The organism is Pseudomonas alloputida, assembly GCF_021283545.2.
In the GTDB taxonomy this organism is placed as follows: domain Bacteria; phylum Pseudomonadota; class Gammaproteobacteria; order Pseudomonadales; family Pseudomonadaceae; genus Aquipseudomonas; species Aquipseudomonas alloputida.
The window spans coordinates 4,775,151-4,792,252 of record NZ_CP128540.1; the positions used below are offsets into that span (position 1 = coordinate 4,775,151).

General features: G+C 63.1%; 14 protein-coding genes. 3 read left to right on the forward strand and 11 right to left on the reverse strand.

The window, feature by feature from the left end:
* Positions 1-67: 67 nt before the first annotated feature.
* The 4 genes from pheA to mtnA form a co-directional block, all read right to left on the reverse strand.
* Positions 68-1,162, reverse strand: coding sequence for a prephenate dehydratase (gene pheA / locus LU682_RS22040; RefSeq protein ID WP_003252669.1), 1,095 nt, complete (start codon positions 1,160-1,162; stop codon positions 68-70).
* A gap of 1 nt (position 1,163) precedes the next feature.
* Positions 1,164-2,249: a 3-phosphoserine/phosphohydroxythreonine transaminase gene (serC, locus tag LU682_RS22045; protein WP_010952806.1), complete on the reverse strand. Its 1,086-nt coding sequence runs from the start codon at positions 2,247-2,249 to the stop codon at positions 1,164-1,166.
* A gap of 147 nt (positions 2,250-2,396) precedes the next feature.
* The gene (gyrA, locus tag LU682_RS22050; protein WP_070094765.1) at positions 2,397-5,168 is read right to left on the reverse strand and encodes a DNA gyrase subunit A; all 2,772 of its coding nucleotides are present in this window, start codon (positions 5,166-5,168) and stop codon (positions 2,397-2,399) included.
* Between the two features lie 365 nt (positions 5,169-5,533).
* A complete protein-coding gene (mtnA, locus tag LU682_RS22055; protein ID WP_060488981.1) occupies positions 5,534-6,610 on the reverse strand; it encodes an S-methyl-5-thioribose-1-phosphate isomerase in 1,077 nt (358 codons plus the stop codon).
* 110 nt (positions 6,611-6,720) lie between these two features.
* On the opposite strand from mtnA, the gene ubiG reads away from it, so the two are divergent.
* The 3 genes from ubiG to LU682_RS22070 all read left to right on the forward strand — a co-directional run bounded on the left by ubiG (position 6,721) and on the right by LU682_RS22070 (position 8,991).
* Positions 6,721-7,419: a bifunctional 2-polyprenyl-6-hydroxyphenol methylase/3-demethylubiquinol 3-O-methyltransferase UbiG gene (gene ubiG, locus LU682_RS22060; RefSeq protein WP_003252662.1), complete on the forward strand. Its 699-nt coding sequence runs from the start codon at positions 6,721-6,723 to the stop codon at positions 7,417-7,419.
* 2 nt (positions 7,420-7,421) lie between these two features.
* Positions 7,422-8,093, forward strand: coding sequence for an N-acetylmuramic acid 6-phosphate phosphatase MupP (mupP, locus tag LU682_RS22065; protein WP_010952803.1), 672 nt, complete (start codon positions 7,422-7,424; stop codon positions 8,091-8,093).
* 157 nt (positions 8,094-8,250) lie between these two features.
* A complete protein-coding gene (locus tag LU682_RS22070; RefSeq protein ID WP_003252656.1) occupies positions 8,251-8,991 on the forward strand; it encodes a YciK family oxidoreductase in 741 nt (246 codons plus the stop codon).
* Between the two features lie 118 nt (positions 8,992-9,109).
* Here the strand turns inward: LU682_RS22070 and LU682_RS22075 are convergent, their stop codons facing one another.
* The 7 genes from LU682_RS22075 to LU682_RS22105 form a co-directional block, all read right to left on the reverse strand.
* The gene (locus LU682_RS22075) at positions 9,110-9,895 is read right to left on the reverse strand and encodes an iron-containing redox enzyme family protein (protein WP_010952802.1); all 786 of its coding nucleotides are present in this window, start codon (positions 9,893-9,895) and stop codon (positions 9,110-9,112) included.
* A 30-nt stretch (positions 9,896-9,925) separates the two neighbouring features.
* Positions 9,926-12,382: an EAL domain-containing protein gene (locus LU682_RS22080; RefSeq protein WP_049587260.1), complete on the reverse strand. Its 2,457-nt coding sequence runs from the start codon at positions 12,380-12,382 to the stop codon at positions 9,926-9,928.
* Positions 12,383-12,669: 287 nt separating this feature from the next.
* Positions 12,670-14,502 (reverse strand): ABC transporter ATP-binding protein, encoded by a 1,833-nt coding sequence (locus LU682_RS22085; RefSeq protein ID WP_010952800.1) that lies wholly within the window; start codon positions 14,500-14,502, stop codon positions 12,670-12,672.
* Complete coding sequence (locus LU682_RS22090; protein ID WP_049587258.1) at positions 14,495-15,127, reverse strand: DsbA family protein; 633 nt, start codon at positions 15,125-15,127, stop codon at positions 14,495-14,497. Before LU682_RS22090 ends, LU682_RS22085 begins: the two co-directional genes overlap by 8 nt.
* Before the next feature lie 3 nt (positions 15,128-15,130).
* Positions 15,131-16,063, reverse strand: coding sequence for an oxygen-dependent tRNA uridine(34) hydroxylase TrhO (gene trhO / locus LU682_RS22095; RefSeq protein ID WP_010952798.1), 933 nt, complete (start codon positions 16,061-16,063; stop codon positions 15,131-15,133).
* A gap of 127 nt (positions 16,064-16,190) precedes the next feature.
* A complete protein-coding gene (locus LU682_RS22100; RefSeq protein WP_010952797.1) occupies positions 16,191-16,487 on the reverse strand; it encodes a BolA family protein in 297 nt (98 codons plus the stop codon).
* 10 nt (positions 16,488-16,497) lie between these two features.
* Positions 16,498-17,022: a DUF2059 domain-containing protein gene (locus LU682_RS22105; RefSeq protein WP_010952796.1), complete on the reverse strand. Its 525-nt coding sequence runs from the start codon at positions 17,020-17,022 to the stop codon at positions 16,498-16,500.
* Between the last annotated feature and the right edge of the window lie 80 nt (positions 17,023-17,102).

Here is a 17,102-nt window from a genome sequence, read left to right on the forward strand (position 1 = left end):
ATCACATGCTCACTGTGGGAGCGGGCATGCCCGCGAAGGGCTGCAAGGCAGCCCCAAGGCCCCTGAATCAAAGCACCGCCTTCGGATAAGAGCCCAGCACCTTCAGCGCCACAGCCTCCTGGCTGATCTGCTCGAGCACCGCCTTGATCAGCGGGTCGCGGTGGTGGCCGACGAAGTCGATGAAGAACACGTAGGTCCACTTGCCGCTGCGCGACGGGCGGGTCTCGATGCGGGTCAGGTCGATGCCGTTCTGATAGAACGGCACCAGCAACTCATGCAACGCACCTGGCTTGTTGCTCATCGAAACGATGATCGAGGTCTTGTCGTCGCCGGTCGGCGGTACTTCCTGGTTACCGATCATCAGGAAGCGCGTGGAGTTGTCCGGGCGGTCTTCGATCTTCTCGGCCAGACGGGTCAGGCCGTACAGGTTGGCCGCCATATCGCCGGCGATCGCCGCCGAGTTCCACTCACCCTTGACCCGCTTGGCCGCTTCGGCATTGCTCGAAACGGCCACGCGCTCCACGTTCGGGTAGTGAGCGTCCAGCCACTTTCGGCACTGGGCCAGCGACTGGGCGTGGGAGTAGATGCGGGTGATGCTGTCGGTCTTGGTGTTCTCGCCCACCAGCAGGTGGTGGTGGATACGCAGCTCGACCTCACCGCAAATCACCATGTCATGCTCGAGGAAGCTGTCCAGGGTGTGGCTGACCGCACCTTCAGTGGAGTTTTCCACCGGCACCACACCGAAGTTGACGGCACCGGCCGCCACTTCACGGAACACTTCGTCGATGGCCGCCATCGGCCGACTGATCACCGCGTGGCCGAAGTGCTTCATGGCCGCCGCCTGGGTGAAGGTACCTTCAGGGCCGAGGTAGGCGATTTTCAGCGGCTCTTCCAGGGCCAGGCACGACGACATGATTTCGCGGAACAGCCGCGCCATCTCTTCGTTGCCCAGCGGGCCCTTGTTGCGTTCCATCACGCGCTTGAGCACCGCAGCTTCACGCTCGGGACGGTAGAACACCGGCTTCTCGCCTTCTTTCAGCGAGGCAGTCTTGACCCGGGCCACTTCTTCGGCGCAGCGGGCGCGGTCGCTGATCAGCTCGAGAATTTTCTCGTCGAGGCTGTCGATGCGTACGCGCAGCGCCTTGAGCTCCTGTTCGGACATGTCAGCCATGCTCCTTCTCGAATTCAGCCATGTAGCCTACCAGCGCTTCTACCGCTTCCAGGCCCAGGGCGTTGTAGATGGAGGCGCGCATGCCGCCAACCGAACGGTGGCCCTTGAGGTTGAGCAGGCCACGCGCGTCGGCGCCAGCGAGGAAGGCCTTGTCCAGGCGCTCGTCAGCCAGGCGGAACGGCACGTTCATCCACGAACGGGCGTTGACGCTGATCGGGTTGGTGTAGAACTCGCTGCGGTCGATGAAGCCGTAAAGGCGGTCTTTCTTGGCACGGTTGCGCTGCTCCATGGCCTCGACACCGCCCTGCTCTTTCAGCCACTCGAAGACCAGGCCAGAGAGGTACCAGGAGTAGGTGGCCGGGGTGTTGTACATCGAGCCGTTGTCAGCCGAAACCTTGTAGTCGAGCATGGTCGGGCAGCTGCTGCGGGCATGGCCCAACAGGTCTTCGCGCACGATCACCACCACCAGGCCGCTTGGGCCGATATTCTTCTGCGCGCCGGCGTAGATCAGGCCGAACTGCGACACATCGATCGGGCGCGAGAGGATGTCGGACGACATATCGACCACCAGCGGCACGTCACCGGTTTGCGGCACCCAGTCAAACTGCAGGCCACCGATGGTCTCGTTGGACGCATAGTGCACGTAGGCTGCGTTTTTGGTCAGGTTCCACTCGTTCTGGCCGGGGATGGCCAGGTAGTCGTAAGGCTTGGCAGTGGCGGCGACGTTGACGTTGCCGAAACGGCGCGCTTCCTCGATGGCCTTTTTCGACCAGATGCCGGTTTCGATGTAGTCGGCCGTGCCGTTTTCCGGCAGCAGGTTCAGCGGGATTTCAGCGAACTGCTGGCTGGCGCCGCCTTGCAGGAACAGCACCTTGTAGTTGGAGGGGACGGACAGCAGGTCACGCAGGTCCTGCTCGGCCTTTTCGGCGATGGCCACGTAATCGTCGCTGCGATGGCTCATTTCCATCACCGACAACCCCTTGCCACGCCAGTCCAGCATCTCGGCCTGTGCGCGCTGCAGGACAGCGTCAGGAAGCGCGGCAGGGCCTGCGCAGAAGTTAAAGGCTCGTTTGCTCACATCCACTCTCGCTCTGCCAAATAGAACAAAATCGTAATTCGGTGGCCACATTCCATGCAGGATCGGTGGCGCCTGCATCGCGGGCAAGCCCGCTCCTACACAGTCAAACGGGGCGACCTTGGTCGCCCCGCTCGGGTTTACGCTTACTTACTCTTGCGGGGCCTCGTCGGCACCTGCAGCTTCTTCATTTTCATTGTCTGGCGCTACAGCCTCGACACCCTCCTCGTCCGTCTCGATCACTTCATCGAGTTCGTCCTCGGACGGCTCCTGGATACGCTCCAGGCCCACCAGTGTCTCATCGGCCGCCAGCTTGATCAGCGTAACACCCTGGGTGTTGCGGCTCAGGCTGGACACCTCGCCAACCCGGGTGCGAACCAGCGTGCCCTGGTCGGAAATCAGCATGATCTCCTCGCCTTCCTGCACCTGGATAGCCCCGATCAGCAGGCCGTTGCGCCCTTTGGTACCCATGGCGATCACACCCTGGCCACCGCGGCCGCGACGCGGGAACTTGGACAGCGGGGTGCGCTTGCCAAAGCCACGCTCGGAGGCGGTGAGGATCTGCGAGCCGGACTCCGGGATCAGCATCGAAATGATCCGCTGGCCTTTGCCCAGCTTCATGCCGCGCACACCACGGGCGTTGCGGCCCATTTCACGCACGACGCTCTCGGCAAAGCGAATGACCTTGCCAGCGTCGGAGAACATCATGACTTCCTTGGCGCCATCGGTGATGGCCGCGGCAATCAGGGTGTCGCCTTCCTTCAGCTTCAGGGCAATCAGGCCGTTGGAGCGCGGACGGGCGAACTGCACCAGCGGGGTCTTCTTGACGGTACCGGAAGCGGTCGCCATGAAGATGTACGCGCCGGTCGGCTCTGCAACCCACTCCGGGGTGTCGCCGTCTTCTTCGTCGACTTCCTCGGCCTCTACCAGCTCACCCTCGAGCACGGTGTCTTCAGCCTCGTCCAGTTCTTCGTCGAGGTCGGCGTTCTGCTGCAGCGCTTCGAGGTCGATCTGCAGCATGGCGGTGATGCGCTCACCCTCCTCCAGCGGCAGCAGGTTGACCAGCGGACGACCGCGGGCAGCGCGGGACGCTTCGGGGATTTCGTAGGTCTTCTTCCAGTAAACCTTGCCCTTGCTGGAGAACAGCAACAGGGTGGCATGGCTGTTGGCGACCAGCAGGTGCTCGATGTAGTCCTCGTCCTTCACGCCGGTCGCCGACTTGCCTTTGCCGCCGCGGCGCTGGGCCTGGTAGGCGGACAATGGCTGGGTCTTGGCATAACCACCATGGGAGATGGTGACCACACGCTCTTCTTCCGGGATCATGTCGCCGTAGTTGAGGTCGTGGCTGGCATTGAGGATTTCGGTGCGGCGCACATCGCCGTACTCGGCACGAATGGCCTCCAGCTCCTCGCGAATCACTTCCATCAGGCGCTCGGCGCTGCTGAGGATGCGGATCAACTCGCCAATCTGCTCGAGGATTTCCTGGTACTCGGCCAGCAGCTTCTCGTGCTCCAGGCCGGTCAGGCGGTGCAGGCGCAGGTCGAGAATGGCCTGGGCCTGTTCCGGCGACAGGAAGTACTTGCCGTCGTGCAGGCCGTACTGCTCCGGCAGGTCCTCAGGGCGGCAGGAATCGGCGCCGGCGCGCTCGACCATGACCTGCACGGCACTGGATTCCCACGGCGTGGAGACCAGGGCTTCCTTGGCTTCGGACGGCGTCGGCGAGGCCTTGATCAGGGCAATGACCGGGTCGATGTTGGACAGCGCAACCGCCTGGCCTTCAAGGATATGGCCACGTTCACGGGCCTTGCGCAGCTCGAATACGGTACGACGGGTCACCACTTCACGGCGGTGGCGGACGAACGCTTCGAGCAGGTCCTTGAGGTTGAGCAGGCGCGGACGGCCGTCGACCAGGGCCACCACGTTGATGCCGAATACGCTCTGCAGCTGGGTTTGCTGGTAGAGGTTGTTCAGCACCACCTCCGGCACCTCGCCGCGACGCAGCTCGATGACGATGCGCATGCCGTCCTTGTCGGACTCGTCGCGCAGCTCGGTGATGCCTTCGATCTTCTTCTCTTTGACCAGCTCGGCGATCTTTTCGATCAGGCGCGCCTTGTTCAGCTGGTACGGCAGCTCGGTGATCACGATCTGCTGGCGGCCGCCAACCTTGTCGATGTCCTCGATCTCGGAGCGGGCGCGCATGTAGATGCGGCCACGGCCGGTGCGATAGGCCTCGATGATGCCCTGGCGACCGTTGATGATGCCGGCAGTCGGGAAGTCCGGGCCAGGGATGTGCTGCATCAGCTCATCGATGGTGACTTCCGGGTTGTCGATGAGCGCCAGGCAGCCATCGATGACCTCGCCTAGGTTATGCGGCGGAATGTTGGTCGCCATGCCCACGGCAATACCGCTGGAACCGTTGACCAGCAGGTTGGGAATACGCGTCGGCATGACCGCCGGGATCTGCTCGGTGCCGTCGTAGTTGGGCACCCAGTCGACGGTTTCCTTGTGCAGGTCGGCCAGCAGTTCGTGGGCCAGTTTGGTCATGCGCACTTCGGTGTATCGCATGGCAGCAGCGTTGTCGCCGTCCACCGAACCGAAGTTGCCCTGGCCGTCGACCAGCAGGTAGCGCAACGAGAACGGCTGGGCCATACGCACGATGGTGTCGTAGACCGCAATGTCGCCGTGCGGGTGGTACTTACCGATCACGTCACCGACCACACGGGCGGATTTCTTGTACGGCTTGTTCCAGTCGTTGCCCAGTTCGCTCATCGCATAGAGAACGCGGCGATGCACAGGCTTCAAGCCGTCACGCGCATCGGGCAGCGCTCGCCCGACAATCACGCTCATCGCGTAGTCGAGGTAAGACTGTCTCAGTTCGTCTTCGATATTGACCGGGAGGATTTCTTTGGCCAGTTCGCCCATGAGAAGCCTGATTCCTTTTTCTGGTGAAACTTCGCAGCTCCATCAAGGGCCGAACGAAGCTCGCCGCCGCAGCGCATAAGGGTGCGACGACTTACGACAAATCAATGAGTTGTGCCATGGATCTGCGCAATGAAGGCCGCCGTGATGGGCGGTCTTGGAAACTGCCGGATGTTATCACAAACGCGGGGGCGGTGGGGAGAGGTGGCAGTTGGTCTCAGCCGCGCTTGAAACCTGGTTTTTGTATTGCCTGCACCGGCCTCTTCGCGGGCTCGCCCGCCCCCACAGGTTCACCACGGCCCTAAGGCCATGCGATATCCCAGTGGGAGCGGGCAAGCCCGCGAAGAGGCCGGTGAGGCGATACAAAATCAGTGCAGGCGCTTGCGGCAAACCAGCTGAGCCAGCTTGGCAGCATCCGGGCGCTCGACGATGCCGCGTTCGGTCACGATCACATCGATCAGGTCGGCCGGCGTTACATCGAACACCGGGTTGAACACCTCGACACCCGGCGACACCGGGGTACCGCCGAAGTCCAGCCACTCGTCGGCGTCACGCTCCTCCAGCGGGATATCCTCACCCGTGGCCAGGTTCAGGTCGATGCTGGTGCTCGGCGCCACGACCATGAAGCGCACGCCATGGTGCATGGCACTGACGGCCAGCTGATAGGTGCCGATCTTGCCGGCCATGTCGCCATTGGCAGCGATGCAGTCCGCCCCCACCACCACCCAGGTGATGCCCTTGGTCTTCATGAGGTGGGCCAGCGCCGAGTCGGCACAAAGGGTCACCGGGATGCCCTCGTTGGCCAGCTCCCAGCCGGTCAGGCGCGAGCCCTGCAGCCAAGGGCGAGTCTCACCGGCATAAACCCGCTCGACCATGCCTTCCAGGTAGCCGGCACGGATCACCCCCAGTGCGGTGCCAAAGCCACCACTGGCAAGGGCGCCGGCGTTGCCGAAGGTGAGCAGGGCCTGGGCATTGCCCTGATGGCGACGGATCAGCTCGATACCCTGCTGGGCCATGGTCAGGTTGGCCTCTCGGTCGCTGTCGTGAATGGCCACCGCTTCAGCCTCCAGCGCCGCCAGAACGTCTTCTTCCGGACGCAGGCGCAGCAGACGCTCGCGCATGCGGTTCAGCGCCCAGAACAAGTTGGCGGCGGTAGGGCGCGCCTCGGCGAGGGTGAGAAAGTCGTCTTCAAGGTCCATTTCCCAATCGCCGCCTTCGGCCAGCCGCTCTTCAAGGGCCAGAACCAGGCCGTAAGCTGCGGCAATACCGATCGCCGAGGCACCGCGCACTGCCATGTCACGGATGGCTGCGGCCACCTGCGCAACATTGTCGCAGGCCAGCCAACGCTCCTCCGACGGCAGCAGGCGCTGGTCGAGCAGGTGCAAGGCGCCCCCCTGCCAGCGGATCGCGGTCACCTTCTCCGCCGCCAAAAGTCGCTCGCGCATCGCCTCTCCCCGTCATTCGGATATCAAAAACCGGCGATTATAGCGACCCTCGCGGCCAAGCGCTCGGGTATACTCCGGCGCAATTTTGCGAAGTTTCAGAGGACTGTTCAATGAGCAACGTCGACCGCGCCGAAATCGCCAAGTTCGAAGCGCTGGCCCACCGCTGGTGGGACCGCGAAAGCGAGTTCAAGCCGCTGCACGAAATCAACCCGCTGCGCGTCAACTGGATCGACGAGCGCGTCAGCCTGGCCGGCAAGAAAGTGCTGGACGTGGGTTGCGGTGGCGGCATCCTCAGCGAAGCCATGGCCCTGCGCGGCGCCACGGTCACCGGTATCGACATGGGCGAGGCGCCACTGGCGGTGGCTCAGTTGCACCAGCTGGAGTCCGGCGTGCAGGTGGAATACCGGCAGATCACCGCCGAAGCCCTGGCCGAGGAAATGCCTGAACAGTTCGACGTGGTCACCTGCCTGGAAATGCTCGAGCACGTGCCCGACCCGTCTTCGGTGATTCGCGCCTGCTACCGCATGGTCAAGCCGGGCGGCCAGGTGTTCTTCTCCACCATCAACCGCAACCCCAAGGCCTACCTGCTGGCCATCGTCGGCGCCGAGTACATCCTGAAGATGCTGCCGCGCGGCACCCATGACTTCAAGAAGTTCATCCGCCCGTCCGAGCTGGGCGCCTGGAGCCGCGATGCCGGCCTGCAGGTGAAAGACATCATCGGCCTCACCTACAACCCGCTGACCAAGCACTACAAGCTCAACAGTGACGTCGACGTCAACTACATGATCCAGACCCTGCGCGAGGAATAAGCATGCGTTTGCGAGCAGTACTCTTCGACATGGACGGCACCTTGCTGGACACGGCGCCGGACTTCATCGCCATTTGCCAGGCCATGCTCGCCGAACGCGGGCTGCCGGCCGTTGACGACAACCTGATCCGTGGCGTGATCTCGGGTGGCGCCCGCGCCATGGTTGCCACTGCGTTCGCCATGGACCCGGAGGCTGACGGCTTCGAGGCCCTGCGCCTGGAGTTCCTCGAGCGTTACCAGCGCGACTGCGCGGTGCACAGCAAGCTGTTCGAGGGCATGGCCGAGCTGCTGGCCGACATCGAGAAAGGCAACCTGCTGTGGGGCGTCGTCACCAACAAGCCGGTGCGCTTCGCCGAGCCGATCATGCAGCAACTGGGCCTGGCCGAGCGTTCGGCGTTGCTGATCTGCCCGGACCACGTGAAAAACAGCAAACCCGACCCCGAGCCGCTGATCCTGGCCTGCAAGACCCTGAACCTGGACCCGGCCAGTGTGCTGTTCGTTGGCGACGACCTGCGCGACATCGAGTCTGGTCGCGACGCGGGTACCCGCACGGCAGCAGTGCGCTACGGCTATATTCATCCAGAGGACAACCCCAACAACTGGGGTGCCGACGTGGTGGTGGACCACCCGCTGGAACTGCGCAAAGTGATCGACAGCGCGCTGTGCGGGTGCTGAACCCAGACCGATGACCGGGCACCGCCCTTTTGTAGGAGCGGGTTCACCCGCGAATGCGCCAGCCCGGACAACCCTGGCGCCTGATCGGACGCATTCGCGGGTAAACCCGCTCCTACGATAGGCCCAGGCCGCCCACACGAACTCGAAGGACAGAACCATGTTCGACTACACCGCCCGCCCCGACCTGCTGCAAGGCCGGGTCATCCTGGTTACCGGTGCCGGCCGTGGCATTGGTGCCGCGGCTGCCAAGGCCTATGCCGCGCTGGGTGCCACCGTGCTGCTGCTGGGCAAGACCGAGGCCAACCTGAACGAGGTCTACGACCAGATCGAAGCCGCCGGCCACCCGCAGCCGGTGGTCATCCCGTTCAACCTGGAAACCGCCCTGCCACACCAGTACGACGAGCTGGCGGCCATGATCGAAGGCCAGTTCGGCCGCCTAGATGGCCTGCTCAACAATGCGTCGATCATCGGCCCGCGCACGCCGCTGGAGCAGTTGTCGGGCGACAACTTCATGCGCGTGATGCACATCAACGTCAATGCCACCTTCATGCTCACCAGCACCCTGCTGCCGCTGCTGAAGCTGTCGGAAGACGCTTCGGTGGTGTTCACCAGCAGCAGCGTGGGGCGCAAGGGCCGGGCTTACTGGGGCGCCTATGGCGTGTCGAAGTTCGCCACCGAAGGCCTGATGCAGACCCTGGCTGATGAACTGGAAGGCGTGGCGCCGGTGCGCGCCAACAGCATCAACCCAGGCGCCACGCGCACGGCGATGCGGGCCCAGGCCTACCCCGGCGAGAACCCGCAGAACAACCCGCTGCCCGAAGAGATCATGCCGGTGTACCTGTACCTGATGGGGCCGGACAGCACAGGGGTGAACGGGCAGGCGTTCAACGCCCAATAAACCTGCATCGGCCTCTTCGCGGGCTTGCCCGCTCCCACAGGCAGGGCGCAATCCTTGAGGGTTGCGGTGATCCTGTGGGAGCGGGCAAGCCCGCGAAGAGGCCGGTACAGGAAAGCGATCAGCCCGCAGCCAACGCCGGCCGCATACGGCCTTGCTGGCGCCCTTCCAGCTGCATGCAGCGCTCCAGGAACAGGAACATGCAGTCGTAACTCTTGCAGATCGCCCTGCGCAACTCGGTCCGCAACCCCAGGGTGGGGTTCTCGCCGGCCAGGGTACAGATGATTTCCAGCGCCTCCCACGGGTGCGCATCGTCATACTGGGCATGCATCTTCAGCCACTTCATCGCCCGCTTGCGCCCTTCTTCAGGGAACCCCTGCGCATAGGTGTCGGTCGAGCACACCACCGCTGACCATTCACCGGTCGCGCCTTCGATGGCGTAGTTGGTCGCCGCCATGGAAATGGCCAGGTTCTCGGTAGCGCACACCCGCCAGCACCAGTCGTTCAGGCCGTTCAGCTCGGGCGGCACTTCTTGCGCCTGCAACTCGTGCAGGTGCACACCGTGCGCCTGGCACCAGTTCACCCAGTAGTCGGCATGGTTGAGCTCGACGCGGATGTTGCGCATCAGCCAGCGCCGCGCCATGTCCTCGCCCTGGTGCCGGCCATAGCGGGTCTTGGTCAGGTTATGCGCCATGTACAATGAAAACTGCTCCACCACCGGCCAGCCCCCGATCAGGTACTGACGGATGGTCGATTGCTTCAGCTGGCCATCGCGTAGTCGTGCATAAAACTCATGCTCAACCACCCGGCGCTTGCTCTCGCGGCAGTCTTCAATCAGTTGCTGGGCCCATTGGGGGTAACTGGCGGGGTCCATCAAAGGCCCGATACGAACAAATGCGTCAATCACTTTCAGCTCCTTGATCCTTGTGATTTCCAACTAGCGAAATGTGCCAGGTGCTCGCTGCAACAGAGGCCGGGCGGCGATCCGTTGGCGCTGCAGACTGTCACAGGTGAACACCTGGGGGCGTTCGATCAGGTAGCCCTGGGCGTAATCCACGCCTATTTCCTGCAAGGCCTGCTCGATCAAGGGTGTTTCGACGAACTCGGCAATCGTGCGCTTACCCATCACATGGCCGATATGGTTGATGACCTCGACCATGGCCCGGTTGACCGGGTCGTCGAGCATGTCCTTGACGAAACTGCCGTCAATCTTCAGGTAGTCCACGGGCAAATGCTTGAGATAGGCGAACGAGGACATGCCGGCGCAAAAATCATCGAGCGAGAAACGGCAACCCAGCCCTTTCAGCTCGTTGATGAAGCGAATGGCGCTGCCCAGGTTGGCAATGGCGCTGGTTTCGGTAATTTCAAAGCAGATCATTCGCGGCGGAATGGCGTATTCGACGAACAACCGCTGGAGGTATTCAAGGAACTTGTCGTCGCCAATGCTGGACCCCGACAGGTTGATGGCACAGGTCGACAACGGCCCTTCACGCCCTTCTTCCAGGCACTTGCGTATGACCATGAACACATTGCGCACCACCCAGCGGTCCAGCGCGGTCATCAGGCCGTAGCGCTCGGCCGCCGGGATGAAGCTGCTGGGCAGGATGGTGCGACCGCTTTCGTCGTGCAGGCGCAACAGAATTTCGATATGGCCCGGGCCCTCGAAGGTTTTGAGCGGGGCGATTTCCTGGGCGTAGAGGCAAAAGCGGTTTTCTTCCAGGGCCACATGCAAGCGCTGGATCCAGGCCATTTCGCCAAAACGCATGGACAGCTCGCTGTCGTCGGCGTGGTACACCTGCACACGGTTTCGGCCCTTTTCCTTGGCCATGTAGCAGGCCATGTCGGCGGCGCGCAGCGAAGCCTCCAGGGTACCGGGGGCCTGGGCCATGTGCACTAGGCCAATGCTGACCGTGGTCACGAAAGGCCGCCCTTTCCATACAAAGTGCAGGCTCTGCACCATCTGGCGCAATTGTTCGCCAATGCGCTCGGCCTGGTCGGGCGGGCAGTTTTCCAGCAGCACGCCAAATTCATCGCCGCCCAGCCGCGCCAGCGTATCGCCCTCACGCAGGCCGGATTGCAGCACCGCGCAGATGTGCCGCAGCAACTCATCGCCGGCAGCGTGGCCACAGGTGTCGTTGACCAGCTTGAACTGGTCGAGGTCGAGGAACATCAGCGAATGCCGCCCGGCCTGGCGCGCCAGGTCGTTGAGCGCCTGCTCCAGGCGGTATTCGAACTCGCGGCGGTTGGCCAGCCCGGTCAGCGCATCGTGGGTTGCTTGCCAGGACAGGTTGGCGATGTACTGGCGTTCCTGGGTCATGTCGTGCAGCACCAGTACGATGCCACTGACCTGGCCATCATTGAGGATCGGCGAGCCTACCAGGTTGATCGACACGGTACTGCCGTCCAGGCGCTGGATCAGCCGGGCATGCTCGGAGCCGCCCTTGAGGCTGCCGCTGAGCACCTGCTCGACCAAGCTGCGACCATCCTCCTCGGCGTGCTCATCCACCAGGCTGAACAGTGCCGACAGCGGCAGGCCCTGGGCCTGGCCGGATTGCCAGTGGGTCAACTGCTCGGCGGCCGGGTTCATGTAGCCGATATTGCCCTCGACATCGGTTGTAATCACCGCATCCCCGATGGCCTGCAGGGTAATCTGCGCACGCTCTTTTTCTTCCTGCAGGGCGCTGGCAAAGGCCTGGCGCTGGGCCAACAGCTTGCTGGAGCGGCGCCAGGCAATGGCGATCAGGAACATTGCGGTCAGCAGGTTGGTGATCAGCAGCACCCGCAGCAACATGCGCGAGCCTTCACCCAAGGCATCACTGAAGGCCTTGGCCGCCGGGGTCACGCCTTCGTTGATGGCGACAATGCGGGCCTTCCAATCGCTGACAGTGTCTGGATCCGCCGGGCCATTGGCAAAACGCTGGCGCATTTCACCGGCCAGTACATCCAGCTTGGCCAGATAGTCGTCACCGATGTCCCAGTAATCGATGGCTGTCTGCATGTAGCTGACATGGCGAAAGTTGCGGTAGAACCAGATGATCCGATCGACATCGTCAGGGTGGTTGCCACCTTGCAGAACCGCCTGTCGCGCGGCGTTCAGATCAGGGCTGGGGTGGTCGAGCACCTCGCGCAGACGATGGTCACCCTGGGGCACGGTAATGGCCTGGCGATAGCGCTGGTAGGTGCTGTCGTCCTGCGTCTCGCCGTACAGACTGAGGTAGTAGATGGCATCTTTCTGCGCCTTGGACCACAGGCTTTCGCCCGCGACATAGGCACGCACGGCCGAGAGCGTATAAAGGCTGAGGCTGCCCAGCGCCACCTGAAGGACCACGACGGCGATGAAAGGCCAGGTGATGCCGAGCAACTTTGGCGCTTCGAGTGTGCGATGTCCCTTCATGGAGTCCCTGTCACAGAGCAGATAAGGCGTAAATCGACCCAGACAAGCACAGCGTAGGCCATTTGCCATCGCTGTGGAGGGGATTTTTATGACAAGGAATCGGGGAATTTGTACAGCGTATGCGCTGGCTATTGTAGGAGCGGGTTTACCCGCGAAGAAGACACCGCGGTGGATGGCACGGGCTTCGCCCGTGTTCGCGGGCAAGCCCGCTCCCACAGGGTCGCACCAGCTTTTAGAAATTGAGCAAGACAGTTGCTCCCAAAAGCCCGGTGAAGGCAGCCAGATAATCAGCTCTGCTGCAGATGCCCATACAGCTTGGCGTATAACCCACCCTCGGCAATCAGCTGCTGATGGTCGCCGTCTTCGGCCACGTGCCCGCCATCGAACACCAGCACCCGGTCGGCCTGTTTCACCGCCGACAAGCGGTGGGCGATGATCAGCGTGGTGCGGCCGCTGAGGAAGCACGCCAAGGCCTGATGCAGGTTGTACTCGGTGGCGGCATCCAGGGCTGAGGTGGCCTCGTCGAGGATCACCACCTTGGGCTCAGCCAGTACCATGCGGGCAATGGCCAGGCGCTGGCGCTGGCCACCGGACAAGCGCACGCCTGAACGCCCTACCACGCTGTCCAGGCCCTGCGGCAAGGCGGCGATGGTGGCATCCAGCTGGGCGATGCGCAGCGCCTGCCAGCACGCATCATCGCTGCAGTCGCGGCCCATGGTCAGGTTGGCCCGCACGCTGTCGTTGAACAGCGACGGGTGCTGCAACACCACCGCGACGTTCTCGCGCAGGGTTTCCAGGCCGATTTCCTGCAGGCTGGCCCCGCCAAAGCGGATGGTCCCGGCCTGGGCGCTGTAAAGGCCCAGCAGTAGCTGCACCAGCGTGCTCTTGCCGCCGCCGCTGGCACCGACAATCGCCACCTTCTCACCCGCAGCGATGGACAGGTCGAGGTGCTCGAGCACCGGCTCGTCGGCATAGGCAAAGCGCAGGTCGCGCACTTCAATGCCCACCGTTTCGCGCCCGGCGAACGGGTCGCTGGCGGCCGGGTATTGCGGCTCGTCGGCACGCGCCAGCAGCTCGTTGAGGCGGCTCAGCGCACCGCCTGCGGCGTAGTAGGCATATTGCAGATTAAGCAGTTGCTCCACCGGACCGATCATGAACCACAGGTAGCTGAACACCGCCAGCATCTGGCCGATCGACAGGTCGGAAAACAGCACGGTCAGCATGGCCGCCGCGCGGAAGATGTCGATGCCGAACTGGAACAGCAGGCCACTGGCACGGCCACTGGCATCGCTTTTCCATTGCGAGTCCACGGCGTAATCGCGCACCTCGCGGGCACGCAAGCCCAGGCGGCCAAGGAAGTAGCCCTGGCGGTTGCCGGCGCGGATTTCCTGGATGGCATCGAGGGTTTCCGCTAGCGCCTGGGTAAAGCGCGCGGTGCTGTCGTTTTCGAGCTTTTTCAGGTGCTTGACGCGCTTGCCCAACTGCACGGTGAAGTAGATCACCAGCGGGTTGAACAGCAAGATCAGCAAGGCCAGCTGCCAGTGCATCCAGATCAGGATGGCCGCCGTGCCGGTCAGTGTCAGCATGGCCACCAGGAAGCGGCTGAGGGTTTCGCCAACGAACTTGTCGAGGGTGTCCAGGTCGGTGACCAGGTGGGTGGTCACCGTGCCGCTGCCCAGGCTTTCGTACTCTTTCAGCGAAATACGCTTGAGGCGCTCGATCAGGCGGATGCGCAGGCGGTAGACGATGTCCTTGGCCAGCCCGGCGAACAGCTTGGACTGGATAACGTTGAACGCCAGTGCAGCCAGGCGCAGGCACAGGGTGAGCGCCAGCATCAGGCCGATGTAGCCGGCTGCCACCTGCCAGCTGGACGGCAGCAGATGGTTCATCCACTTCAGCGCAGCATCGCCATGGCCGAGCAGAACTTCGTCCACCAACAGCGGCAGCAGCAGCGGAATGGGCACACTGCAACACGCCGCCAGTAACGCAATGAGGTTGGCGGACCAGAGGTTTTTCTTGTGATGCAAGGCCAGGCGGCGGATTTCCGCCCAGCTCAGTCGATCGCCCGCAGTGTATGGCTTGCCCGGTACCGGGTCGGGTGACCCTGGTACATCAAGCACAGGCGGCCTGCTGCAGCCAGCGGCCGAGCAAGGGTTGCAGGCGCTCCAGCGGCTGGTAGCCGTTGGTCAGCAAGGCCAGTTGGCCATTGCGCTCGGCCAGCAGGGTCGGGAACCCGGCAATACCCAGGTCCTGGGCCCAGGCGAAGTCGGCCGCGGTGGCGGCGCGGGTATCGGCACGGGCGAAGGCTTCGGCGAACGCGGCACGGTCGAAGCCACACTGCGAGGCCAGCTCGACCAGCTGCGGCGCGGTGGTCACATCGATGCCCTGTTCGTAGAACGAACGCTGGATCAACGCCAGCAGCGGCCAGACGCGCTCGGCATCCAGCTCGCGGGCCGTGACCAGCGCGCGGCAGGCCGGCTCGGTGTCGTAGACGAAGCCGTCCGGCATGGCCCCCTCGAAGCGGAACGGCTGGCCGGTAGCATCAGCCACCGCCTGCCAGTGTTCCAGGATGTACTTGCGAGTGGAGCTGTCCAGGGCGCTGCCGCCGGTACGCAGCCCGCCCGTTACCAAGCGGGCAGGCACGCCTGCCTCACGCGCCTGGGCGATCAGGGCCGCAGCCACTGGCGCAAAACCCCAGCACCAGGAGCACATCGGGTCCATCACATAGATCAGGCGTGCAGACATGCTTCAAGCCTCGGCTTTGTAGTAGTAACCGATCGGGTGCGGCAGGTTGCGGGCCTTGGCCAGCTCGATCTGCTTCTGCCGGTCGATGGCACTGCGCCGGGTCTTCTCGCTCAGGCTGTCCCAGCAATGCGGGCAGCTGACACCTGGCGAATAGTGCTCGGACGCGCGCTCCTGTGCATTGATCGGATGGCGGCAGGCGTGGCACTGGTCGTACTCGCCTTCGCTCAGGTCATGACGCACCGTGACCCGGTTGTCGAAGACGAAGCAGTCGCCGTCCCACAGGCTTTCTTCCTGAGGCACTTCCTCGAAGTATTTCAGGATGCCGCCCTTAAGATGATAGACCGACTCGAAGCCTTCACCGAGCATGTAGCTGGAGGCTTTTTCGCAACGGATGCCGCCGGTGCAGAACATGGCGACCTTCTTGTGCTTGCTCGGGTCGAAGTTGGCCTTGATGTACTCCGGGAACTCACGGAAGGTTTCGGTCTTCGGGTCGATGGCGCCCTTGAACGTACCGATGGCCACTTCGTAGTCGTTGCGGGTGTCGATCAACAGCACTTCCGGGTCGCTGATCAGGGCGTTCCAGTCCTTGGGCTCGACATAGGTGCCAACGGCCTTGTTGGGGTCCACGCCCGGCACGCCGAGGGTGACGATCTCTTTCTTGAGCTTGACCTTGGTGCGGTAGAACGGCTGTTCGTCGCAGTACGATTCTTTGTGGTCGATATCGACCAGACGCGGGTCGCTGCGCAACCAGGCCAGCAGGCCATCAATGCCTTCACGGGTGCCCGACACGGTGCCGTTGATGCCCTCCTGGGCCAGCAGCAGGGTGCCTTTGACGTTGTTGTCGAGCATGGTCTTGAGCAGCGGCTCGCGCAGCTCGACGTAGTCTTCCAGGGTGACGAACTTGTACAGCGCCGCGACGACGATGGCTTGAGACATGTAACGGAATCTCCAGGTGGTTGCCCTCGTAAGGGGCGGACCGGGTTTGACGTTTGCATAAAAAGCAAGGGGCCGCTAAGCGGCCCCCTTTGGGTGATGCGGATTCTACCAGAACAAAAGAACGGTTTCAGTGCCCGCCGCCCGCACACACGGGCGAGGCCGGTGCAACGCCGACCTTGGCCCACTCTTCGGCGGTGTAGGTGTGGATGGCCAGGGCATGGATCTCGCCCATCAGCTCACCCATGGTGGCGTACACCTTCTGGTGGCGCTTGACGCTGTTCAACCCGGCGAACTGCTCGCTGACGATCACCGCCTTGTAGTGGGTCTCCTGACCACGACTGTGCATGTGACTTTCGTTGAGCACTTCCAGGTGTTGCGGCGCCAGCGCGGCCAGTTGCTGTTCGATACGTTGTTGCATGGTCATTGCGGCGTACTCACTTCTTCGCTGGGGCGGCGGCCTTGCCTGCGTTCGGGTCCAGCTCTTTGGTCATGTCTTCCAGCAGCTTGTTCACCACCGGCACTGCTGGCTCCAGGCTCTGCTGGGTCAGCTGTGCCGACTGCTGGGTGACCTTGGGCATTTCACGCAGCACTTTCTTGCCCAGCGGCGATTCGTAGAACTTGACCAGGTCCTTCAGCTCCTGCTCGGTGAAGGTCCGGGTGTACAGGTCGACCATCTTCGGCTTGAGCTTGTTCCAGCCGATGGCGTTGTCCAGCGCGGCATTGGCCTTGGCCTGGTAGCTTTCCAGCACGGGCTGCTTGGCGGCCGGGGCCTTGGTCTGGGCGAAACGCTGGGCGAACATCTGCTGCACTTGCATGTACACCGGGGTGCCCAGCTTGTCGGCGTTGGCCAGGGTCAGGAATTTCTCGGCAGCAGCGTTGTGGCTGGCGGTGGCAGCGAGTACCTGGCCGCTGGCGCAAACCAGGGCAACGGCGGCACAAAGGACACGGAGACGGGTCATTGCATTTCCTTCAAAGAGGGGGAGGCGGGCACCTCAGAGTAGAGCATTCTGCGCCGTGGTGGCGATGTGCTCAAGTGGCA